This window comes from Azospirillum formosense (assembly GCF_040500525.1).
Classification (GTDB): Bacteria; Pseudomonadota; Alphaproteobacteria; order Azospirillales; family Azospirillaceae; genus Azospirillum; species Azospirillum formosense_A.
Map to the genome: position 1 here is coordinate 1,380,273 of NZ_CP159403.1, position 20,533 is coordinate 1,400,805.

The 20,533-nt window shown below is 67.1% G+C and carries 21 protein-coding genes; 12 read left to right on the top strand and 9 right to left on the bottom strand.

All coding sequences use genetic code 11. The features are described 5' to 3' along the window. Position 1 precedes the first annotated feature (1 nt). Positions 2–1,321 (top strand): hypothetical protein, encoded by a 1,320-nt coding sequence (locus ABVN73_RS19435; protein WP_353859893.1) that lies wholly within the window; start codon positions 2–4, stop codon positions 1,319–1,321. Positions 1,322–1,366: 45 nt separating this feature from the next. Continuing rightward, the gene (locus tag ABVN73_RS19440) at positions 1,367–1,747 is read left to right on the top strand and encodes a hypothetical protein (RefSeq protein WP_353859894.1); all 381 of its coding nucleotides are present in this window, start codon (positions 1,367–1,369) and stop codon (positions 1,745–1,747) included. 10 nt (positions 1,748–1,757) lie between these two features. Here ABVN73_RS19440 and ABVN73_RS19445 read toward each other — a convergent pair whose 3' ends face one another. The 3 genes from ABVN73_RS19445 to ABVN73_RS19455 all read right to left on the bottom strand — a co-directional run bounded on the left by ABVN73_RS19445 (position 1,758) and on the right by ABVN73_RS19455 (position 5,360). Continuing rightward, positions 1,758–2,684, bottom strand: a complete 927-nt coding sequence (locus ABVN73_RS19445) for a DMT family transporter (RefSeq protein ID WP_353859895.1) — start codon at positions 2,682–2,684, stop codon at positions 1,758–1,760. Between the two features lie 85 nt (positions 2,685–2,769). After that, on the bottom strand, positions 2,770–3,972 hold the full coding sequence (locus ABVN73_RS19450) for a CaiB/BaiF CoA-transferase family protein (RefSeq protein ID WP_353859896.1): 1,203 nt from the start codon (positions 3,970–3,972) through the stop codon (positions 2,770–2,772). 185 nt (positions 3,973–4,157) lie between these two features. Then, positions 4,158–5,360, bottom strand: coding sequence for an acyl-CoA dehydrogenase (locus ABVN73_RS19455; RefSeq protein WP_353859897.1), 1,203 nt, complete (start codon positions 5,358–5,360; stop codon positions 4,158–4,160). Between the two features lie 204 nt (positions 5,361–5,564). Here ABVN73_RS19455 and ABVN73_RS19460 point away from each other — a divergent pair, with 204 nt between their 5' ends. The 5 genes from ABVN73_RS19460 (at position 5,565) to ABVN73_RS19480 (ending at position 11,282) form a co-directional block, all read left to right on the top strand. Then, entirely contained in the window at positions 5,565–6,482 is a 918-nt protein-coding gene (locus ABVN73_RS19460; protein ID WP_353859898.1) for a LysR substrate-binding domain-containing protein, read from the top strand. A 289-nt stretch (positions 6,483–6,771) separates the two neighbouring features. Then, entirely contained in the window at positions 6,772–7,881 is a 1,110-nt protein-coding gene (locus ABVN73_RS19465) for an ABC transporter ATP-binding protein (RefSeq protein ID WP_094306940.1), read from the top strand. Between the two features lie 95 nt (positions 7,882–7,976). Further along, on the top strand, positions 7,977–9,023 hold the full coding sequence (locus tag ABVN73_RS19470) for an ABC transporter substrate-binding protein (RefSeq protein ID WP_353859899.1): 1,047 nt from the start codon (positions 7,977–7,979) through the stop codon (positions 9,021–9,023). A gap of 169 nt (positions 9,024–9,192) precedes the next feature. Continuing rightward, complete coding sequence (locus ABVN73_RS19475; protein ID WP_109072375.1) at positions 9,193–10,455, top strand: ABC transporter permease; 1,263 nt, start codon at positions 9,193–9,195, stop codon at positions 10,453–10,455. After that, entirely contained in the window at positions 10,452–11,282 is an 831-nt protein-coding gene (locus ABVN73_RS19480) for an ABC transporter permease (protein WP_353859900.1), read from the top strand. The genes ABVN73_RS19475 and ABVN73_RS19480 overlap by 4 nt, the downstream gene beginning before the upstream one ends. Positions 11,283–11,344: 62 nt before the next feature. Here ABVN73_RS19480 and ABVN73_RS19485 read toward each other — a convergent pair whose 3' ends face one another. After that, positions 11,345–11,929, bottom strand: coding sequence for a cupin domain-containing protein (locus tag ABVN73_RS19485; RefSeq protein ID WP_094306922.1), 585 nt, complete (start codon positions 11,927–11,929; stop codon positions 11,345–11,347). A gap of 140 nt (positions 11,930–12,069) precedes the next feature. Between ABVN73_RS19485 and gabD the strand changes: the two genes are divergently transcribed. From gabD to ABVN73_RS19505, 4 genes are all read left to right on the top strand, one after another. Then, positions 12,070–13,530 carry an NADP-dependent succinate-semialdehyde dehydrogenase gene (gene gabD / locus ABVN73_RS19490; RefSeq protein WP_200486469.1) on the top strand — a complete coding sequence of 487 codons (1,461 nt, stop codon included), beginning with the start codon at positions 12,070–12,072 and terminating at the stop codon, positions 13,528–13,530. Positions 13,531–13,558: 28 nt separating this feature from the next. Then, a complete protein-coding gene (gene gabT, locus ABVN73_RS19495; protein ID WP_114857998.1) occupies positions 13,559–14,845 on the top strand; it encodes a 4-aminobutyrate--2-oxoglutarate transaminase in 1,287 nt (428 codons plus the stop codon). 118 nt (positions 14,846–14,963) lie between these two features. Continuing rightward, a complete protein-coding gene (locus tag ABVN73_RS19500; RefSeq protein ID WP_353859901.1) occupies positions 14,964–15,410 on the top strand; it encodes a hypothetical protein in 447 nt (148 codons plus the stop codon). After that, positions 15,389–15,847, top strand: a complete 459-nt coding sequence (locus ABVN73_RS19505; RefSeq protein WP_353859902.1) for a hypothetical protein — start codon at positions 15,389–15,391, stop codon at positions 15,845–15,847. The genes ABVN73_RS19500 and ABVN73_RS19505 overlap by 22 nt, the downstream gene beginning before the upstream one ends. A 9-nt stretch (positions 15,848–15,856) precedes the next feature. On the opposite strand, the gene ABVN73_RS19510 is transcribed toward ABVN73_RS19505, so the two are convergent. Genes ABVN73_RS19510 through ABVN73_RS19525 form a run of 4 tightly spaced genes read right to left on the bottom strand, consistent with a single transcriptional unit; the run spans position 15,857 to position 17,843 of the window. Beyond that, positions 15,857–16,222, bottom strand: a complete 366-nt coding sequence (locus ABVN73_RS19510) for a DUF1428 domain-containing protein (RefSeq protein ID WP_353859903.1) — start codon at positions 16,220–16,222, stop codon at positions 15,857–15,859. A gap of 38 nt (positions 16,223–16,260) precedes the next feature. Then, a complete protein-coding gene (locus ABVN73_RS19515; RefSeq protein ID WP_353859904.1) occupies positions 16,261–16,692 on the bottom strand; it encodes a VOC family protein in 432 nt (143 codons plus the stop codon). A 49-nt stretch (positions 16,693–16,741) separates the two neighbouring features. Next, positions 16,742–17,206: an SRPBCC family protein gene (locus tag ABVN73_RS19520; protein WP_353859905.1), complete on the bottom strand. Its 465-nt coding sequence runs from the start codon at positions 17,204–17,206 to the stop codon at positions 16,742–16,744. Next, a complete protein-coding gene (locus ABVN73_RS19525) occupies positions 17,193–17,843 on the bottom strand; it encodes a TetR/AcrR family transcriptional regulator (protein WP_353859906.1) in 651 nt (216 codons plus the stop codon). The genes ABVN73_RS19520 and ABVN73_RS19525 overlap by 14 nt, the downstream gene beginning before the upstream one ends. 462 nt (positions 17,844–18,305) lie before the next feature. Here ABVN73_RS19525 and ABVN73_RS19530 point away from each other — a divergent pair, with 462 nt between their 5' ends. Beyond that, complete coding sequence (locus ABVN73_RS19530; protein ID WP_353859907.1) at positions 18,306–18,971, top strand: hypothetical protein; 666 nt, start codon at positions 18,306–18,308, stop codon at positions 18,969–18,971. Between the two features lie 376 nt (positions 18,972–19,347). Here ABVN73_RS19530 and ABVN73_RS19535 read toward each other — a convergent pair whose 3' ends face one another. Further along, complete coding sequence (locus ABVN73_RS19535) at positions 19,348–20,463, bottom strand: M14 family metallopeptidase (RefSeq protein ID WP_353859908.1); 1,116 nt, start codon at positions 20,461–20,463, stop codon at positions 19,348–19,350. Positions 20,464–20,533: the final 70 nt, after the last annotated feature.

Genomic DNA, 20,533 nt, shown 5'->3' on the forward strand with positions numbered 1-20,533 from the left:
CATGACGACCGATCCCAAAGCCCTCCTCAGCCTCGGCAGCAAGCTTCTCGACATCGACGAGGCCCGCTTCCGGCAGGTGGTCGACCTGCTGCAGCAGATCGGCGACCATCCCGAGGTCCAGCACACCTTCTCGCTGATCCGTCCCCGTCTGGCGGAGGTGCGGCCCAAGCGGCGCCCGACCTTCAAGCGGCTGTTCTGCGAGCCGTTCGAGGATCTGTTCCAGCTGCCCGGCGGCGACCGGCCCGCCCCCATGAACAAGCTCGACCGCAGCGTGGTCAACGCCCTGTGGCCGCTGGTGGAGAACCAGATCGGCAAGGAGCGGCTGCGCGGCGTCGATGCCGCTCTGGGAGGGGCGCCGGGCGGCGCCCAGCAGGCGGAGAAGGCCCGCGCCTTCTGGTCGATGGCCGCCGCCGCCGTGGCCGACATCCGGGAGCAGACGGAAACGGGGCGCTTCGCCGACGATCTCGGGCTGCGGCTGAACCCCGACCGCGCCCGCACCATCGAGGACATCGCCCGCATTCTGACCATCGCCCAGCCGGTGGCCGAGTTGAAGGCCGTCCTGTCGCCCAAGCCGATCCAGAAGCTGCACAAGGACCATCTGGACGGCATCCAGGCCATCGGGCGGCAGGTCGCGCGCTCCCGGCCGGAGGCGCTGAAGCTGTTCATCCTTCTGGCCGCGGCCCGCCTGTCCGACCCGTCGATTCTGCTGGGCAGCCTGTGGGACATGGATCTGGGCCAGAAGTCCAGCGACCGCGCCGCCCTGTTCCTGGACCTCAGCGGCACGGTGGTGGCGCAGATCGAGGAGCGGTCGCGCGGCGCCGCCTCGGCCTCCGGCGGCACGGTGGACCGCATGGCCGCCGCCACCCTCGCGGTCGATCTGGTGGCCAGCCTGGAGGCCACGCGCAACGCCATGGAGCACAGCCGCAACAAGGACTTCGACCAGCGGCTGAAGACCATCCGGAACTCCGTGCACGACCTGGTGCGCAGCCAGGTGCTCGACGGCGCGGAGTCGGAAATCCTCACCGCGGTGGAAACGCTGGTTCCCGGCACCGACACGGCGCGGATGGCACAGGCGGAGAACCAGGCCCGCGCCCTGCGCAAATGCTCGACCATCGCCGACACGCTGGGCCTGCGCGGCGAGTTAAAGAGCGTGACCCAGCAGGCCACCGCCTCGCTGACCGGCACGGCGCGGCAATCGCTGGCCGACGGCGTCGGCGACGCGCGGACCGGCTACACCGCCATCCGCATGATCGAGCTGATTGCCGGACCGGCGGAGGCCAACCAGATCATGGACGACATCCTGAGGGGCGACCGCCGCTGAGTGGTGCTGGGGAGCGGTGCCGCTGAGTGAAGTTGGGGAGATCGCATGACGCATCGCGGAGGCTATGTCGGCTGGGCGCTGCCGGAGGCGGAGCGCGCCCGCCTCCTGACGCGGTTCCCGGCGCGCTACGCCCGCACCGTCGCCCATCACGTCACGCTGGCCCACGGAGTCCCGGCATCGCATCCGTTGCCCGCGGAGCGTGAGGGAGCGGTCCTGGGGCTGGCCGACGATGGCGAGGGCGTGCAGGCTTTGGTCGTCGCCATCGCCGGGACGCCCCATCGGCCCGGCGGCGGCACCTACCACGTCACATGGTCGCTGGGGCCGGGACGCCGGGCGGTGGAATCGAACGCGGTGATCACGCGCCTCGGCTGGACTGCGGTGGAGCCGGTTGCCGTCCGGCTGGAACCGCGCTTCTTCCCTTCCTAGGCTTCCCTTTCTACGCTCCGGGCCCGCCGCTGGCGTTGGCCTCCGCCGCCGCGCCGCGGTTCAGCGCCTGCTCGCGGTGGAAGACGAACAGGCCGCTGCCGATGATGAGCAGCGCGCCCACGATGATGCGCAGAGTCGGCGCCGTGCCCCAGACCAGCAGGTCCAGCAGCACCGCCCAGATGATCGAGACATACTGGAACGGCACGACGACCGCCGCCGGGCTGAGCTGGAGCGAGCGGTTCATCGCCGCGTGCCCGGCCAGCGCCGTGACGCCCAGCGCCCCCAGCAGCACGAAGTCCAGCCCCGGCGGCGGCACCCAGACCAGCGGCAGCGCCGCGCCGCCGAGCAGGCCGGTGCCGAAGGTCTGGAAGCTGACCAGCGACAGATTGCTCGAATCGCGCAGCAGCCGGGTGGAGATCAGGCCGGTGGAGAAGACCAGCGTGCCGAACAGGGCGACCAGCGACGGCACCGCGTCGAACTGGCCCGTCGGGTTCAGCACGATCACCACCCCGGCGAAGCCGACCACCACCGCGGCCCAGCGGCGCCAGCCCACCTTCTCGCCGAGCAGCGGCACCGACAGGGCGGTGACGATCAGCGGGGCGGCCATGTAGATGGTCATGACGTTGGCGAGCGGCAGCGAGCGCACCGCCCAGTAGAAGCAGGCGACCTCCCCCGCCACGCAGCCGACGCGCAGAAGATGCAACGGCAGCCGCTTCACCGCGAAGACCGACCGCACCCCCTCGCGCAGGATCAGCGGGGCCAGCAGCATCGCGCCGAACAGGCTGCGGATGGCCAGCAGCATCGCCACCGGATAGTCGGCGACCAGCCATTTGCCGAGCGCGTCGTTGAGGGTGAACAGCGACATGCCCAGCAGCATCAGCAGGATGCCCAGGCGGGTGTCGGTGGCGGCGGAGGACGGGGTGCTGGAGGCGATCATCTCGGTTCACGCAAAAAATCCCTCCCCCCGCGCGCGGCGGGGGAAGGGACGGGATCGGGGCGGCAAGATGACGGGTGCGCGCGGTTCAGACCACGCCCTTCTCCCGCAGGGCGGCGATGTCCGCCGCGCATAGGCCCAGCGCCTCTTCCAGCACGGCGTCGGTGTGCTGGCCGAGCGTCGGCGGGGCGACCGCGTGCTCGATGGGGGTCGCGGAATAGCGGATCGGGCTCGCCACCGTCGGCACCGTCCCGGCGGTCGGGTGCGGCAGGTCCTGGTGGATGTGGCGGGCCTGGACGTGGGGGTCGGCGAAGACCTGCGACACGTCGTTGATCGGCCCGCAGGGCACGCCCACCGCCTCCAGCGCCGACAGCCAGTCGCGGCTGGTGCGCTGCTCCAGCAGCAGCTCCAGGATCGGCACCAGCTCCTTGCGGTTGGCGACGCGGGCCGGGTTGGTGGCGTAGCGCGGGTCCTGCGCCAGCTCCGGTCGCCCGGCGACCTGACAGAACTTGGCGAACTGCCCGTCGTTGCCGACCGCCAGGATGATGTGGCCGTCCAGCGTGGCGAAGGCCTGATAGGGCACGATGTTCGGGTGCGCGTTGCCCAGCCGCTGCGGCGCCTTGCCGCCGACCAGATAGTTCATGGCCTGGTTCGCCAGCACCGCCACCTGCACGTCGAGCAGGGCGAGGTTCACCCACTGCCCCTCCCCCGTCCGGTCGCGGTGGGCCAGCGCGCCGAGCACGCCGATGGTGGCGTAGAGGCCGGTGAAGACGTCGGTCACCGCGACGCCGACCTTGACCGGCCCGCCGCCCGCCTCGGCATCCGGCTGGCCGGTGATGCTCATCAGCCCGCCCATGCCCTGGATCATGAAGTCGTAGCCGGCGCGCTTGGCGTAGGGGCCGTCCTGCCCGAATCCGGTGATCGAGCAGTAGACGAGGCCCGGGTTGATCGCCTTCAGGCTGTCATAGTCCAGCCCGTACTTGACTAGCCCGCCGACCTTGAAATTCTCGATGACGACGTCGGCCTGGGCGGCCAGCTTGCGCACCAGCTCCTGGCCTTCCGGGCGTTCGAAGTCGATGGTGATCGACCGCTTGCCGCGGTTGGTGGAGAGGAAATAGGCCGACTCCTCGCCGGCCCAGGGGGGACCCCAGGCGCGCGTGTCGTCCCCGGCGCCGGGCCGTTCGACCTTGATGACGTCGGCGCCGAGATCGGCCAGCGTCTGCGCCGCCCACGGCCCGGCGAGCACGCGGGAAAGTTCCAGGACACGGACATGGGAAAGCGGGCCGGGCATGGTGGGGTCCTTATGGAATAGCGCCTCGTTCCCTCTCCCGCCCCGGGAGAGGGTGCCCGCGTCAGCGGGCGGGTGAGGGTCGTACGAGGATCAAAGCGCTGATCCTCGGCGGCACCCTCACCCTTCCCACGCCAGCGGCGTGGGCCCCTTCCCCCTCCCGAGGCGGGAGAGGGACAACCTCAACCTCACGCGAAGGCCTGGATGCCGGTGATGGCGCGGCCCAGGATCAGGGCGTGGATGTCGTGCGTGCCCTCGTAGGTGTTGACCGCCTCCAGGTTCATCACGTGGCGGATGACGTGGAACTCGTCGGCGATGCCGTTGCCGCCGTGCATGTCACGGGCGACGCGGGCGATCTCCAGGGCCTTGCCGCAGTTGTTGCGCTTGATGAGCGAGATCATCTCCGGCGCCGCCTTGCCCTCGTCGAGCAGACGGCCGACCTGCAGCGCGGCCTGCAGGCCGAGCGCGATCTCCGTCTGCATGTTGGCGAGCTTGAGCTGCGGGATCTGGTTCGCGGCCAGCGGGCGGCCGAACTGCTTGCGGTCGATCTGGTACTGGCGGGCGGCGTGGAAGCAGAACTCCGCGGCACCCATGGCGCCCCAGGCGATGCCGTAGCGGGCGCGGTTCAGGCACCCGAACGGGCCGACGATGCCCTCGATGTTCGGCAGGCGGTTCTCCTCCGGCACGAACACCTCGTCCATGACGATCTCGCCGGTGGCCGAGGCGCGCAGCGAGAACTTGCCCTCGATCTTCGGCGCCGACAGGCCCTTCATGCCCTTTTCGAGCACGAAGCCGTTCATCTTGCCCTCGTCGGTCTTCGCCCAGACGACGAAGACGTCGGCGACCGGCGAGTTGGTGATCCACATCTTTGCGCCGCTGAGGATGTAGCCGTCCGCGACCTTCTTCGCGCGGGTCTTCATGCCGGCGGGGTCGGAGCCGGCGTCCGGCTCGGTCAGGCCGAAGCAGCCGATCCATTCGCCGGTGGCAAGCTTGGGCAGGTACTTCTCGCGCTGGGCCTCGCTGCCGTAGGCGTAGATCGGGTGCATGACCAGCGAGGACTGCACCGACATGGCGGAGCGGTAGCCGCTGTCCACCCGCTCGACCTCGCGGGCCACCAGACCGTAGGAGACGTAGTTGACCCCGGCGCAGCCGTAGCCGTCGATGGTGGAGCCGAGGAAGCCCAGCTCGCCCATCTCGTTCATGATCTCGCGGTGGAAGATCTCGTGCCGGTTGGCCTCGGTCACGCGCGGCAGCAGCTTGTCCTGGCAATAGCTGCGCGCGGCGTCGCGGATCATCCGCTCGTCCTCGGTCAGCTGCTCGTCGAGGAGCAGCGGGTCCTCCCAGGCGAAGGAAGCGAGCTTGGCGGAGGCGGCTCCGGTCTTGGCGGCCATGTCTGAAATCTCCCCTGGCAGGATGTCCAAGGCCGCCCGTCTGCGGGCGGCCTTGGACATCCTGCCGAATTATTGAGCTGCAGGTTTCGCCCGATTGGGCGAAACCTGCATGGGTCCGATGCGCCCCAACATGGCGCGGTCGCTTTCATGGTTCAAATACATTTATCAGGGGACTTTAATATGATCCTGATATAAGACACTGGCATGGATCTGCGCCATCTCCGCCATTTCGTCGCCGTCGCCGAAGAGCTGCATTTCAGCCGCGCCGCCGCCCGGCTGGGCATCGGGCAGCCGCCGCTCAGCCAGTCGATCCAGGCGCTGGAGGCCGAGCTGGGCGCCCGCCTGTTCGAGCGCACCAAGCGCCGGGTCGAGCTGACCGAACCGGGGCAGCTGCTGCTCGGCGAGGCGCGGGAGATTCTGGCGCGGGCGGAGCGCGCCGCCGTGCTGACCCGCCGCGCCGCCAAGGGGGAGGTCGGCGAACTGCGCGTCGGCTTCACCGCGGCGGCTCCCTTCCTGCCCATGGTGCCGCGGATCATCGACGCCTACCGCCGCGCCCACCCCGACGTGCATCTGACCCTGGTCGAGCTGCCGTCCAAGCAGCAGTTGACGGCGCTGGCCGAGCGTCGGCTCGATGTCGGCTTCATCCGCGAGCCGCGCTTCGTCCCCGAGCCCGAGTCCTTCCGCTTCCACGACGTGGTGCGCGAGCCGCTGCTGGCGGTGATGCGCGCCGACCACCCGCTGGCCGGGCGGGAGGTCGTGCCGCTGGCCGCCCTGCGCGACGAGCCCTTCGTCTTCTACCCCGCCGATTTCGGAACCAGCACGCACGAGCAGGTCTTCGCGCTGTGCGCCGCCGCCGGATTCCGCCCCAACGTGACCCAGGACGCGCGCGAGGCCTTCACCATCATCGGGCTGATCGCCGCCGGGCTGGGCGTGTCGATATTGCCCGGCCAGCTTCGGCAGGTGGCGCTGGAGGGGGTGGTGTACCGGCCGCTCGACACGCCGGACGCCGTCACCACCCTGCAACTGGCGCAACGGAGCAACGAAAGCTCACCCCTGGTGAAAAAATTCACCGGTCTGGTGGAGCGGATTGTTCCGTTTGTTCCGCCCATCCCCGGCGCGTGAGCGGCGACTCGGGAAAAATCGCCCGTCCGGACCCCAAGCCTCCCAAAGTCTGGGTTTTCAAGCGGTCAAGGAAGGAGCAAACTCCCGTTCAAACCGCGTGCACGGCCTTCGCAGATGCACAAAATTTCGCCAGACCCGTGCCGAACCGTTGAATTGATCACAATGCAAGCATCGGGCTTGTCGAATTTATTAAACGGGTATACCGTCTGACCCATTGCATAGGTCCTGTGTCGGGAACGCAACCCTGACCCCGGACCGCGCTCGGGACACCTCGGACGGGGGGAGGATGATGGACGGCGGCATGGTCACGACCGCACAGGCACTGGTGCGCTTCGTCGGGGTCCAGAAGACCTATGACGGCGAGCATCTCGTGGTGAAGAACCTCGACCTCGACATCAAGAAGGGCGAGTTCGTCACCCTGCTCGGCCCGTCGGGCTCGGGCAAGACGACCACGCTGATGATGCTGGCCGGCTTCGAGGTCCCCACCCACGGCGAGATCTATCTCGCCGACCGGCCGATCAAGAACATGCCGCCGCACAAGCGCGACATCGGCATGGTCTTCCAGAACTACGCGCTGTTCCCCCACCTGACGATCGAGGAGAACGTCGCCTTCCCGCTGACCGTGCGCAAGATGCCGCGGTCCGAGGTGAAGGAGCGGGTGCGGTCGGCGCTGCGCATGATCAAGCTGGAGAATCTGGCGCACCGCCATCCCGGCCAGCTGTCGGGCGGCCAGCAGCAGCGCGTGGCCCTGGCCCGCGCGCTGGTCTTCAACCCGCAGCTCGTCCTGATGGACGAGCCGCTGGGGGCCCTGGACAAGCGGCTGCGCGAGCATATGCAGCTCGAGATCAAGCAGTTGCACGAGACGATGGGCATCACCGTCGTCTACGTCACCCACGACCAGAGCGAGGCGCTGACCATGTCGGACCGCATCGCTGTGTTCAACGACGGCATCGTGCAGCAGATCGACAAGCCGGACGCGCTGTACGAGCGCCCGGTCAACAGCTTCGTCGCCAACTTCATCGGCGAGAACAACGTGCTGGCCGGAACCGTTGAGAATATCGAACAGGGCTTCTGCCGGGTGGCGCTGGCGTCGGGCGGTTCGGTCGTGGCCCAGGCGGTGAACGTCGCCGGGGCCGGGGCCGCCACCGCGCTGTCGGTCCGGCCGGAGCGCATCAGCATCCTGACCGACGGGCAGGCGCCGGACGGCATGAACGCCCTGCCCGCCCAGGTGCAGGACACCATCTACCTCGGCGACCACGCGCTGGCCGTGCTGAAGGTCGCCGGCAACGGGGAATTCATGGTCAAGCTGCCGCCGGGCGCCCATGCGGGCCTCAGCCACGGCCAGAGCGTGTCCATCGGCTTCCGCCCCGAGGACTGCCGGGCGCTCGATCCCGTGTGATCGGCAGCACCCGTCCGTCCGGTCTCTCCGGGAGGGGGGACCGGGGGCGCGCACCACCTCCTGACGCAACCACACATAATGAAGGAACGGGGACGATGTCGAAGCTTAAGGTGGCAGTTGGGTTCCTTGCGACGTTCACCGCCGGTGTGGCGCTGGCCACTGCCGCGCAGGCCCGCGACCTGACGGTCGTGTCCTGGGGCGGCGCCTACCAGGAAGCCCAGAAGAAGGTCTATTTCGAGCCGTTCAAGAAGACCGGCACCCCGATGAACGACGAGTCCTGGGACGGCGGCATCGGCGTGCTGCGCGCCAAGGTCCAGGGCGGCGCGGCGACCTGGGACGTCGTCCAGGTGGAGAGCGAGGAGCTGGCCGTCGGCTGCGAAGAGGGCCTGTTCGAGACGATGGAGTTCAACCGGATCGGCGGCGAGCAGGCCTACCTGCCGCAGACCGTCGATGCCTGCGGCGTCGGCGCGATCGTGTACGACTTCGTCCTCGGCTACGACAAGGACAAGCTGAAGGACGCGCCGAAGAGCTGGGCCGACTTCTTCGACACCACCAAGTATCCGGGCAAGCGCGGCCTGCGCCAGGGCGCCAAGACGACCCTTGAGATCGCCCTGATGGCCGACGGCGTCGCGCCGAAGGACGTCTACAAGGTCCTGGGCACCGAAGAGGGCCTGGAGCGCGCCTTCAAGAAGCTGGACACCATCAAGAACGACATCGTGTGGTGGAAGGCCGGCGCCCAGCCGCCGCAGCTGCTGGCCTCGGGCGAGGTGGCGATGACCTCGGTCTACAACGGCCGCATCGACGCCGCCAACAAGGCCGAGAAGAAGAACTTCGGCATGGTGTGGAACGGCGCGCTCTACACCATCGACAGCTGGGTCATCCTGAAGGGCAGCCCGAACAAGGAGGCCGCCTACAAGTTCCTCGACTTCGTCGGCAAGGCGGAGAACCAGGCGAAGCTGTCCGAGAACATCGCCTACGGCACCTCCAACAAGGACGCCCCGTCCAAGCTGGCCCCGGCGGTTCTGACGGACCTGCCGACCGCTCCGGAGAACATGAAGAACGCGGTCGAGATCAGCGTTCCCTTCTGGCTGGAGAACATCGACCGCCTGACCGAGCGCTTCAACAAGTGGGCGGCGAAGTAAGCCGCTTCCGTCTCTGAGTGGTTGCGACGGGCCCCCACCCCGGCCCTCCCCCGCTTCGCAGGGGAGGGAGATTGGTCCCCTCCCCTGCGTGAGCGGGGGAGGATTAGGGTGGGGGCCCTCCTCGACCACCCCGCACACGTCTCTACCGCATTTTCGAAATAGGCCGCCCATGACAGCCGCGTTCGTCGCCGGCGCCGATGCGTCGTCCGAGGTGCCTCTCAAGCGCCGCTTGAAACGGGCGGAGCGGGCGCGCCGGCTCAAGGCCCTGGCGCTGATCCTGCCGCTCCTCCTCTTCCTGCTCTTCACCTTCCTCGGTCCCATCGCCGGCATGCTCTGGCGGTCGGTCGACGACTGGGAGGTGCGTCAAGTCCTGCCCCACACCGTCGCGGCCCTGGCCGACTGGGACGGCAAGGACGTTCCGGGCGAGCCGGCCTTCGCCGCGCTGGCCGGCGACATCCGCACGGCGCGCGACGCCGGCACCGTCGCCATCGCGTCCAAGCGGCTGAACTACGCGCTGAACGGCTTCCGCACCATCATGGCGGGCACCGCGCGCAACCTGAAGACCCTGCCGGAGCCGGGCACCGCCAAGGACACGCTGATCGGCATCAACCCGGCCTGGGGCGAGCGCGCCACCTGGGCGGCGATCAAGGGCGCCAGCGGGCCGCTCACCAGCTTCTACCTGCTGGGCGCGCTCGACCTGACGCGCAACGTCGATGGCGCCATCGTCGCCGCTCCCGAGGAGCAGGCGATCTACCGCGACGTCTTCGGGCGCACCTTCACCATCAGCTTCGGCGTCACCGCGCTGTGCCTGATCCTGGGCTTCCCGGTCGCCTACATGCTGGCGACGCTGCCCACTGGCCAGTCGAACCTGCTGATGATCTTCGTGCTGCTGCCCTTCTGGACCTCGCTCCTGGTGCGCACCTGCGCCTGGATCGTCGTGCTGCAGAGCGAGGGCATCGTCAACGACAGCCTGCGCTGGATCGGCCTGATCGACGAGCCGCTGCGGCTGATCTACAACCGCTTCGGCGTCTATGTGGCGATGACGCATGTGCTGCTGCCCTTCATGATCCTGCCGCTCTACAGCAGCATGCGGTCGATCTCGCCCGCCTACATGAGGGCCGCGGCGTCGCTGGGCGCCTCGCCGGTCACTGCCTTCCTGCGCATCTACCTGCCGCAGACCGTGCCCGGCATCGGGGCGGGCAGCCTGCTCGTCTTCATCCTGGCCATCGGCTACTACATCACGCCGGCGCTGGTGGGTGGTGCTGCCGACCAGATGATCAGCTATTTCATCGCCTTCTACACGACGGAAACCGTCAACTGGGGTCTGGCCTCGGCGCTGGGCGCGGTGCTTCTGCTCGCGACGCTGCTGCTGGCCGTCGTCTATGGAAAGCTGGTCCACGGCCAGCAGGTCACGGGAGGGATGAAGAATTGAGCGACAATCACGCCCCCCGCACCGCCAGCCAGCGCGTCGCCTGGATCACCACGGTGGTCGTCGCCTCGCTGGTGCTGGTCTTCCTGATGGCGCCGATCCTGGCGATCATGCCGCTGTCCTTCAGCTCCGGCTCCTACCTGACCTACCCGCTGCCCGGCCTCTCGCTGCGCTGGTACGAGGACTTCCTGAACTCCCCGCGCTGGGTGTCGTCGCTGAAGAACAGCGTCATCATCGGGGTGGCCTCGACCATCCTGTCGATGGTGCTGGGCACGCTGGCCTCGCTCGGCCTCGCCCAGTGGAAGAGCAAGTTCAAGCCGCTGGTGCTGGCCATCGTGCTGTCGCCGGTGGTGGTGCCGGGCGTCATCACCGCGGTCGGCCTGTATTTCTTCTTCGCACCGATCGGGCTGACCGGCAGCTACGCCGGGCTGATCCTGGCCCACACCGCGCTGTCCACGCCCTTCGTGGTCATCACGGTCAGCGCGACGCTGCAGAGCTTCGACATGAATCTGGCGCGGGCCGCCGCCTCGCTCGGCGCCTCGCCCCTCTATGCCTTCCGCCGGGTGATCCTGCCGCTGATCCTGCCGGGTCTGGCGTCGGGCGCCCTGTTCGCCTTCGCCACCAGCTTCGACGAGGTGGTGGTGGTGCTGTTCATGGCGGGACCGGAGCAGCGCACCCTGCCCCGCGAGATGTTCAGCGGCATCCGCGAGAACATCAGCCCGACCATCACGGCGGCGGCGGTGATCCTGACGACCATCTCGGTCATCCTGCTCGCCACGCTGGAGGCGCTGCGCCGGCGCAACGAGCGGCTGAAGGGCAACCTGCGCTGACCTGAACAAGCCGGGCGGCCCCGATGGGCGCCCGGCCCTTCCTCAAATCCGGTGGAGTGATGTCACAGGTACGGCGGGGTGCAGGCGCTGATGATTTCGCATTCCTCGTCGCCGAGGTTGCGGAAGCGGTGCGGGATGCGGCTGTCGAACAGATAGGCGTCGCCGGGGCCGAGGATCTCCTTGCGGTCGCCGACCGTCAGCTCGATCCGGCCCTTGATGACGATGCCGCCCTCCTCCGATTCGTGCTGGAGCATGGTGCGGCCGCCGGTGTCGGCGCCGGGGGCGTACTTCTCGTGCAGCACCTGGAGGTTGCGGCCGCGCAGGTCGCCCACCTGCCGGAAGGAGATGGAGCCGACCCGGCTCTTCACCAGCCCGGTCAGCTCGACCAGATCGCCGCCCTTGAAGAAGATCTGCTCGCGCGGCGGCAGGTCGTCGGAGGAGAAGAACTCCGCCAGGGTCATCGGAATGCCCTGGAGCACCTTGCGCAGCGAGGAGACGGAGGGGCTGCACCGGTTCTGCTCGATCAGCGAGATGGTGCCGTTGGTCACGCCCGCCCGTTGCGCCAACTGGCGCTGGGACAGTCCGTGCGCTTCGCGAACCTGCTTCAGGCGCGCGCCCACGTTGAAATCGACAGCGTCCACATCCATGGATCGGTTCCTCGCTCCTGACCGGAAGGCATACCGGATTCGCGTGTGTGCGTCATCAAAAACTCAACACCCGATTAGGGTTGTTTAATTTATTAAACATGGGTACGCTCCCTTCACATAGCAAATCGAGGCTGATTCCCATGCTGTCGCTGAACGACCAGAGCCTTCTTCGGACACAAGCCTATGTGAACGGCGCGTGGCGCGACGCCTTCTCCGGCAAGACCTTCGCGGTGACCAACCCGGCGACGGGCGAGGAACTGGCCCGGGTCGCCGACGTCGGCGCGGAAGAGACGCGGCAGGCCATCAACGCCGCCGACGCCGCCCTGCCCGCCTGGCGCGCCAAGACCGCGAAGGAGCGCGCGGCGATCCTGCGCCGCTGGTTCGAGCTGATCATGGCGGCGCAGGAGGATCTGGCCGTCCTGATGACGCTGGAGCAGGGCAAGCCGCTGGCCGAGGCCCGCGGCGAGGTCGCCTACGGCGCCAGCTTCATCGAGTGGTTCGCCGAGGAGGGCAAGCGGGTCTACGGCGACGTGATCCCCAGCTTCGCCGGCAACAAGCGCATCGTCGTCCTGAAGGAGCCGATCGGCGTCGTCGCGGCGATCACCCCGTGGAACTTCCCCAACGCGATGATCACCCGCAAGGTCGGCCCAGCGCTGGCCGCCGGCTGCACCATCGTCGTCAAGCCGGCGGAGGACACCCCGCTGTCCGCCCTGGCGCTGGCCGAGCTGGCCGAGCGCGCCGGCGTCCCGGCCGGGGTGTTTAACATCGTCACCGGGTCTGACCCCGTCGCCATCGGCGGCGAGCTGACCGCCAGCCCGATCGTGCGCAAGCTGTCCTTCACCGGCTCGACCGAGGTCGGCAAGATCCTGATGCGCCAGTCCGCCGACACGGTGAAGAAGGTGTCGCTGGAGCTGGGCGGCAACGCGCCCTTCATCGTGTTCGACGACGCCGACCTGGACGAGGCGGTCAAGGGCGCCTTGGCGTCCAAGTACCGCAACTCCGGCCAGACCTGCGTCTGCGCGAACCGCCTGCTGGTCCAGGCCGGCGTCTACGACGCCTTCGCCGCCAAGCTGGCCGAGGCGGTGAAGCAGATCCGCGTCGGCAACGGCATGGAGGCCGGGGTCACCCAGGGCCCGATGATCAACGGCCAGGCCGTCGAGAAGGTCGAGGAGCTGATGGGCGACGCGCTGGCCAAGGGCGCCACGGTCGCGCTCGGCGGCAAGCGCCACGGCCTGGGCGGCACCTTCTTCGAGCCGACGATCCTGACCGGCGTCACCACCGAGATGCGCGTGGCCCGCGAGGAGATCTTCGGCCCGGTGGCCCCGCTGTTCAAGTTCGAGACGGAGGCCGACGCCATCCGCATGGCCAACGACACCGAATTCGGTCTGGCCGCCTATTTCTACAGCCGGGACATCGGCCGGGTGTGGCGCGTGGCCGAGCAGCTCGAATACGGGATGGTCGGCATCAACGAAGGCATCCTGTCGACCGAGGTCGCGCCGTTCGGCGGCATCAAGCAGTCGGGCATCGGGCGGGAAGGCTCCAAGTACGGTGTGGAGGACTTCCTGGAGATCAAGTACCTGTGCGTCGGCCTGGGCGCCTGACGCCATCCTTTCCAATCGGGGGTTTGAGATGAGCAACCAGTCCTTCCAGGATCGTCGCAACGCCGCCGTTCCGCGCGGCCTTGCCAACGCCATGCCGGTCTATGTCGACCGCGCCGAGAACGCCGAGCTGTGGGACGTCGAGGGCAACCGCTTCATCGACTTCGCCGGCGGCATCGCGGTGCTGAACACCGGCCACCGCCATCCGAAGATCATCGAGGCGGTGAAGGCCCAGCTCGACCGCTTCACCCACACCTGCGCGATGGTCACGCCCTACGAGTCCTTCGTGACCCTGGCGGAGCGGCTGAACGCGCTGGTTCCGGGCTCCACGCCGAAGAAGACCGCCTTCTTCACCACGGGCGCCGAAGCCGTCGAGAACGCCGTGAAGATCGCCCGCGCCCACACGGGCCGTCCGGGCGTGATCGCCTTCTCCGGCGCCTTCCACGGCCGCACGCTGCTGGCGATGGCGCTGACCGGCAAGGTCGTTCCCTACAAGGTCGGCTTCGGTCCCTTCCCGGCCGAGGTCTACCACGCGCCCTTCCCCAACGCCTACCGCGGGGTCAGCGTCCAGGACAGCCTGAAGGCGCTAGAGTCCCTGTTCAAGTCGGACGTCGACGCCACCCGCGTCGCCGCGATCATCGTGGAGCCGGTGCAGGGTGAGGGCGGCTTCAACATCGCCCCGCCGGAGTTCCTGCAGGCCCTGCGCAAGATCTGCGACGACAACGGCATCCTGCTGATCATCGACGAGATTCAGACCGGCTTCGCCCGCACCGGCAAGATGTTCGCCATCGAGCATTCCGGCGTCGAGCCCGACCTGATGACCATGGCGAAGAGCTTGGCCGGCGGTTTCCCGCTGTCGGCGGTCACCGGCAAGGCGGAGATCATGGACGCCCCGATCCCCGGCGGCATCGGCGGCACCTACGCCGGCAGCCCGCTGGCGACCACCGCGGCGCTGGCCGTGCTGGACGTCATCGAGGAGGAGAAGCTGATCCAGCGCTCCAACGACCTGGGCGAGCGCATCGCCGGCCGCTTCCGCACCATGGCCCAGCGCAACACGCTGTCGGTGATCGGCGACGTGCGCAACCTGGGCGGCATGATCGCCATGGAGCTGGTGAAGGACCGCGGCACCAAGGAGCCGGCGCCGGAGCTGACCAAGGCACTGGTCGCCAAGGCGGCGGAGAAGGGCCTCGTCCTGCTGTCCTGCGGCACCTACGGCAACGTGATCCGCATCCTGGTCCCGCTGACCGCGTCGGACGCGCTGGTGGACGAGGGTCTGGACATCATCGAGCGCTCCCTGGAGGAGCTGGTCTCGGCCTGATCCTTTCACGAAGTCCCCCGCCTGCACGCCCTCCTTCCCGCAAGGGAAGGAGGGTTTCTTTTTGTGCGCCCGCCCGCCCGCGCTTTAGGATGAGGACGCGGGGCGGAGGGGCTAGCGCATGGCCGGCGGGATCGACATCGTCATCATCAAGAAGAACGGGCTGGGCGACGCCGGGGCCAGCGTCTTCGGCGAGGTCGCGGAAACACTGCGCTTCGCGCTGCGCCGCCTGGGCATCGACGCGGAGATCGTGTGGAACCGCGTCGGCCGGCGGCGGCGCGCGATCGTGCTGGGCGGGCACGACCTGACTCCGGAGGAAGGCGACCGCCTGCCCAGCGGCACCATCCTGTACAATCTGGAGCAGATCGCCACGCTCCACCCGCGCAACGCCCATTACCTGGACCTGCTGCGCCGCTGCCGGGTGTGGGACTACAGCCCGCGCAACATCGCCGATCTGGCCCGCCAGGGCATCCGGGCGCGCCTCGTTCCCATCGGGCATGTCGACGAGATGACCCGCATCGCCACAGCACCGCCCCCGGCATCGACGTGCTCTTCTACGGCGCGGTGAATCCGCGCCGCCGCGCCATCCTCGACGCGCTGGGCGAGCGCGGCCTGACCGTGGTCAGCCTCCAGCATTATTACGGAGAGCTGCGCGACCGCTTCGTCGCCGACGCCAAGCTGGTGTTGAACCTGCATTACCACGAGGCGGGCATCTTCGAGATCGTCCGCGTCTCGCATCTGCTGTCGAACCGCAAGGCGGTGCTGGCCGAGCGCCACCCCGACACCGAGATCGACCCCGACCTGCTGGACGCCATGGCCTTCGCCCCCTACGACGGGCTGGTCGAGGCCGCCTGCGCGCTGGTCGCCGACGGTGAGCGGCGGGAGGCGCTGGCCGAGGCCGGATACCGGCGCATGAGGGACCGGGACGCGGTGGCGCTGATGCGCGGCGCCGCCGCGGACCTCGGTGTTTCAAACAGTGAAGCCGGCGCCCTCACCGGCTCCTGACGCGCCCGCTCACAGCTCGACGACCGGCGCGAAGCCGCCGAAGATCATCCGCTTGCCGTCGAAGGGCATCGGGTTGTTCTCCGGGCTGAACCGCTCGTCGGTCTTCATCAGCTCCTCGATCCGCCCCATGCCGGCGTCCCGCGTCGCCTTGTCCGGCCATTCGATCCAGGAGAAGGCGACCGTCTCGTCCTCCGTCGCCTGCACGGCCCGGCGGAAATCGGTGAGCTTGCCGTTGGGCACGTCGTCGCCCCAGCATTCGATGATGCGCGTCGCGCCAAGCTCCTTGAACAGAACGTCGACCTTGTTCGCGTGGTCGATGAAGGCCTGCTTGTTGGCCGTCGGAACCGCGATGACGAACCCGTCGATGTAAGCCATGCCCTTCCTCCCTTTTGTCTGAAAGCCCTGCCCCGCCGTCAGGCCGCCGCGCCCGCGTTCTTCGCGCCCTCGTAGTTCAGCATCCAGGGCGTGCCGAAGCGGTCGGTGAACATGGCGAAGCGCTCGGCCCAGAAGGTTTCGCCCGGCGGCATCTCCACGGCGCGGGCGTTCTTCGCCAGCGCACCGAAAACCCGGTCGAATTCGGCGAGCGACGGCGGGGCGATCTGCACCCGGAATCCCTGCGGCGTGCTGTACATGCTGTCCGGCGAGTCGGAGGCCATCACCGTGGTCGCCCCCAGCTTCACCATCATGTTCATCACAAGGTGATCGCCGCCGGGCATACGGCTGCCCGCATCCGGGGCGTCGCTGTTGCGGAACACATAGACGACCTCGCCGCCGAGGGTCTCGGCGTAGTGGGTCATCGCTTCCAGGCAGGTCCCGTTGAAGAACAGGTAGATCGTCGGTTCCATGGTCTCGTTTCCTCCCGGTTCGCTTGTTTCTGAGTCAGAGCGTCTTGGGTCAAAGCGTCTGGGCGAGGGCTTCGAGCTGGTCGGTCGCTTTGCCCCAGCCTTCGTGGAAGCCCATCTTCTCATGCTCGTCGCGCGCCTCGGCGCTCCAGTGCATGGCGCGCGCGGTGTAGAGGGTCCGGCCGTCGCCCGCGTCCTCGAACCGCACCTCGGCGGTCATGAAGGCCCGGCCCGACGGCCGCCAGCCGGGGCGGAAGGCGTCGGTGAAGACCAGACGCCGCCCCTCCTCCACATCGAGGAAAACGCCGGGGTCGCCGAAGGATTCGCCGTTCGGGCCGTTCATCCGCGTGAAGAACTCGCCGCCCGGCCGCAGGTCCATCCGCGCCTCGGACACGAACCAGGGCTTGGGGCAGAACCACTGTTTCAGCAGCTCGGGTTCGGTCCAGCAGCGCCACAGCGCGCCGCGCGGCGCGTCGAGGCTGCGGGTCAGAACGAGGTCGCGCTCACCTTCCGTCATGGGGTGTCCCTTTCGAACGGGTCTGTGAAAAGAGCAGCGTGAGATAGCGTTTCAGGTGATCGACGCTGTCCAGCGCGTCCTCGCGCCCGCCCGTCGCCTTGGCGAGGATGAAGGCGCCCTGGAGCACGGCCTGGGTGTGCCGTGCGAGGCTCGCCGGGGTCCAGTCGGCCACGATGCCGCGCGCCGCCATGGCCGCCGCGATGTCCGGTTCGAGCGTCGCCGCGTGGCCGAAGATGCTGGCGGCGCAGGCGTTGCGGATCGCCGGGTGCGACCCGTAGACCTCCTGCGTCATGGTCCCGACGAGGCAGGTGAACTCGGCGGGATCGCCGTCGATGATCGCCTTGCGGAACTCGACATAGCCGAACAGCCGGTCGAGCGGGTCGTCGAGCCGGTGGTACGGCGCGTTCGCGAAGAAGGCCGAGGTGGTTTCCGCCCAATAGGCGGCGGCGGCGACGCCGAGCGCTTCCTTGGTCTCGAAATGGTGGAAGAACGCGCCCTTGGTGACCCCCGCTGCCTTGCAGAGATCATCGACGGAGGTCGCCGCGAAGCCCTTGGCCCGGATGACGTCCCGCGCCGCTTCGAGAAGCCGGGTGCGGGCATCGCCGCGTTCGGGGTGGTGTTTGGCGGGTCTCGGCATGGGCCGAAACATACCGAACGGTTGGTACGGGAGTCAAGCGTGGAGAGGTGCCGCCACTCCATCCAGCGCGGCAGTCTCAGCGCGCCAAGCGAGCAGGGACCAGCAGTGGTCATTCTCCAACAATGTTACGGGGCGCTGCGTGATCACTTCGTAGCCGATGCAAGCTTTGCTCTGGCATGAGCCACGACGCAGAAACCCGCGACGCTTAAGGAGCGGCAAAAACAATCAACAATGCGTATTGCGATGACAATGAGCATATTATATACTTTTCAAAATGATTGATAATCCTTTTGGTTGCAGTCACCTGCGCGGGGAGGGAGGCACACATCTTCAGTTGAGGAAGGACTGCAGTAATATTTAATCACTTACTCGCAGAAATTCATGAGAACTTCTGCGTCCTTGGCACCCCTGACATTGCTGTCATAAGCAGACCAATATTCTGGAAATATTTTGGAGAAAAAAATGGCTCTCGATAGAATTCATCTCAGAAAGTTACTAAAAATACTATTTCTTGCCCCTAACAAACGTCGATCCGCCATTCTCTCCGACATTCGAGAAGAAATTGCTCGCGACGCTGGCATTTTATCATCCGGAGGCGATTTCTATGCACCGTTCTGGGCAGATGCACGAAATCATGCATTTGGAATAAGAGACCTTCATAATTCGATAGACATGAGGATTGCTAGCAATGATCGGCGCAGGAATCTATATCCTTCTCTCCGTGATGGATTTCTGCTCTGGTGGAATGATCGTCGGCGTTGGACCAATGAACCTTTTCATCCCGGTCATTCATTAAAGGCACACTTTTCCTTTCCAGGCTTAGCTGCAATCGTAAAAATAGACAGCGTTCTGTCTGTTCGCGATGGGCTTGGAACCGAACATGCTGTCTACCCTTACTTTTCACCAGAACCAATTTTAACTGAAGAAGCTGCTCGCCTTGGACTGTGGTTATTGTCGAGAGCATTGCCTTCAGTTCCATCCAATGAGGTACATATTTTAGATGTGATTCGAGGACATGCCTTTGCAATTGATCGCCCTCCACTTCGCGGCGACGAGGAAGAAATTTTCCGTTACCGCTACGCACAACTTCTCGAAGAGCGCGCATTTTTATTGGAGCAATACTCATAGCCGAAGCCTTTCAGAGGCCCCTACAGCGACACCATTAACAACAGAGCAAATAATTGTAAGTTTTCCGTAAAAATTTTAGATCTTACCGAGGAAATTTTATGATGCCTTGAAGCAAATCTTAGGAAGACACCCCACGAACGCCACAATATTGCAGACCACCCAAAGAACCTCCCTACCCAAGATGCACGCAAAAATCTAAGTAGAAGGCTTTACTACATAGCAGAGACCGAAACTGCCTTCACTCAACAAACGGAATACGTTTGCTCCTAAAGCTTAACTTAGAGGTCCTTCTTACCGCCACATCACGAAAAGCGCCACGTTTATGCGGACTACACAATTTACTCGGCGTAGCCGCATGGCTGGAGTGTGGGGGAAATTACGCACTCAACAACGGCCCCGTCCGCCGCAGCGTCGTCCCCGCCACCTTGGCGATCCGCTTGCCCGCCAGGGTAAAGCGGGTCGCGCTGTGGGCGTAGAGCACTCCCGCCGATTCGCTGCGCACCGGGGTCACCTCGCCGGTCAGCGGGTCGAGGATGTCGGCGACCACGGCGCCGGCCTCGACGCGGTCGCCCGCCTTGTGGTGGAAGACCACCACGCCGCCCACCGGGGCGGTCAGCGGTTCCGACGATTCCAGCGGGGTCGGTGCGCACAGCGGCTCCGGCAGGGCCGGCGGCTCGCCGGACAGGACTCCGACGTGGGTGAGGAAGCCGGCGATGGCCTGGGCGTCCGCTTCGCCCTGGGCGTGCTCCACGTCGGCCTGCCCGCGCAGTTCCACGGTCACGGAATGGCAGCCGAAGGGGATCGGGCGGTCGGGCCAGCGCTTGGCAAGCTCGTTCCAGGGGCGGCTGACCGCCTCGTCGAAGGGGTCGCCGCCGGATTCCTCGGCCAGGAAGACCGCCCGCGCGCCCAGCAGCCGCTGCAACGGGGCGAAGGCCTCCGCCGAGGGCGTCAGGGTGTAGAGGTGCATCACCGCTTCCAGGTCGCAATGCAGGTCCAGCACCCAATCGGCCTGGAGCGCCAGCTCCAGAAGACGGTGCTTCATGTGCTCCGTCTCGGTGCGCGGGGTGCGTTCGGCCAGGGCTTCGGCCAGGGCGGCGCGGATGGCGGTCTTGTTGGCCTCGCCGTCGTCGGTCAGCCGGTCGGCCACGCGCTCGGCCACCGCCTCGGTCAGGTGGGGGTAGTCGCGGTTGAAGTTCTTGCCGTCGTCCTGGTCGAAGCGGCCCAGGTGATGGTCCATCAGCGACTGGCCCAGACCCACCGGGTTGGCGACCGGGACGAGGATCACCTCCCCGGCGATCCGCCCCTCGGCCTCCAGAGCGGTCAGGATGCGGCGCAGCTTGTCGGCCACCAGCATCGCCGGGATCTCGTCGGCGTGCAGCGACGCCTGGATGTAGGCGCAGGGACGCGCGCCCGCCGTGCCGAAGCGCTGGACGGTCAGGGTCCGCCGGGTGCCGGGGGTGGCGGACGGGAGGTCGATGATGGCGCTGTGCATGGCGGATCGCTGCCGGATAAATGAGAAGCCCGCCCCACCGTGGCGAAGGCCGGGGCGGGCCGCAAGCGCG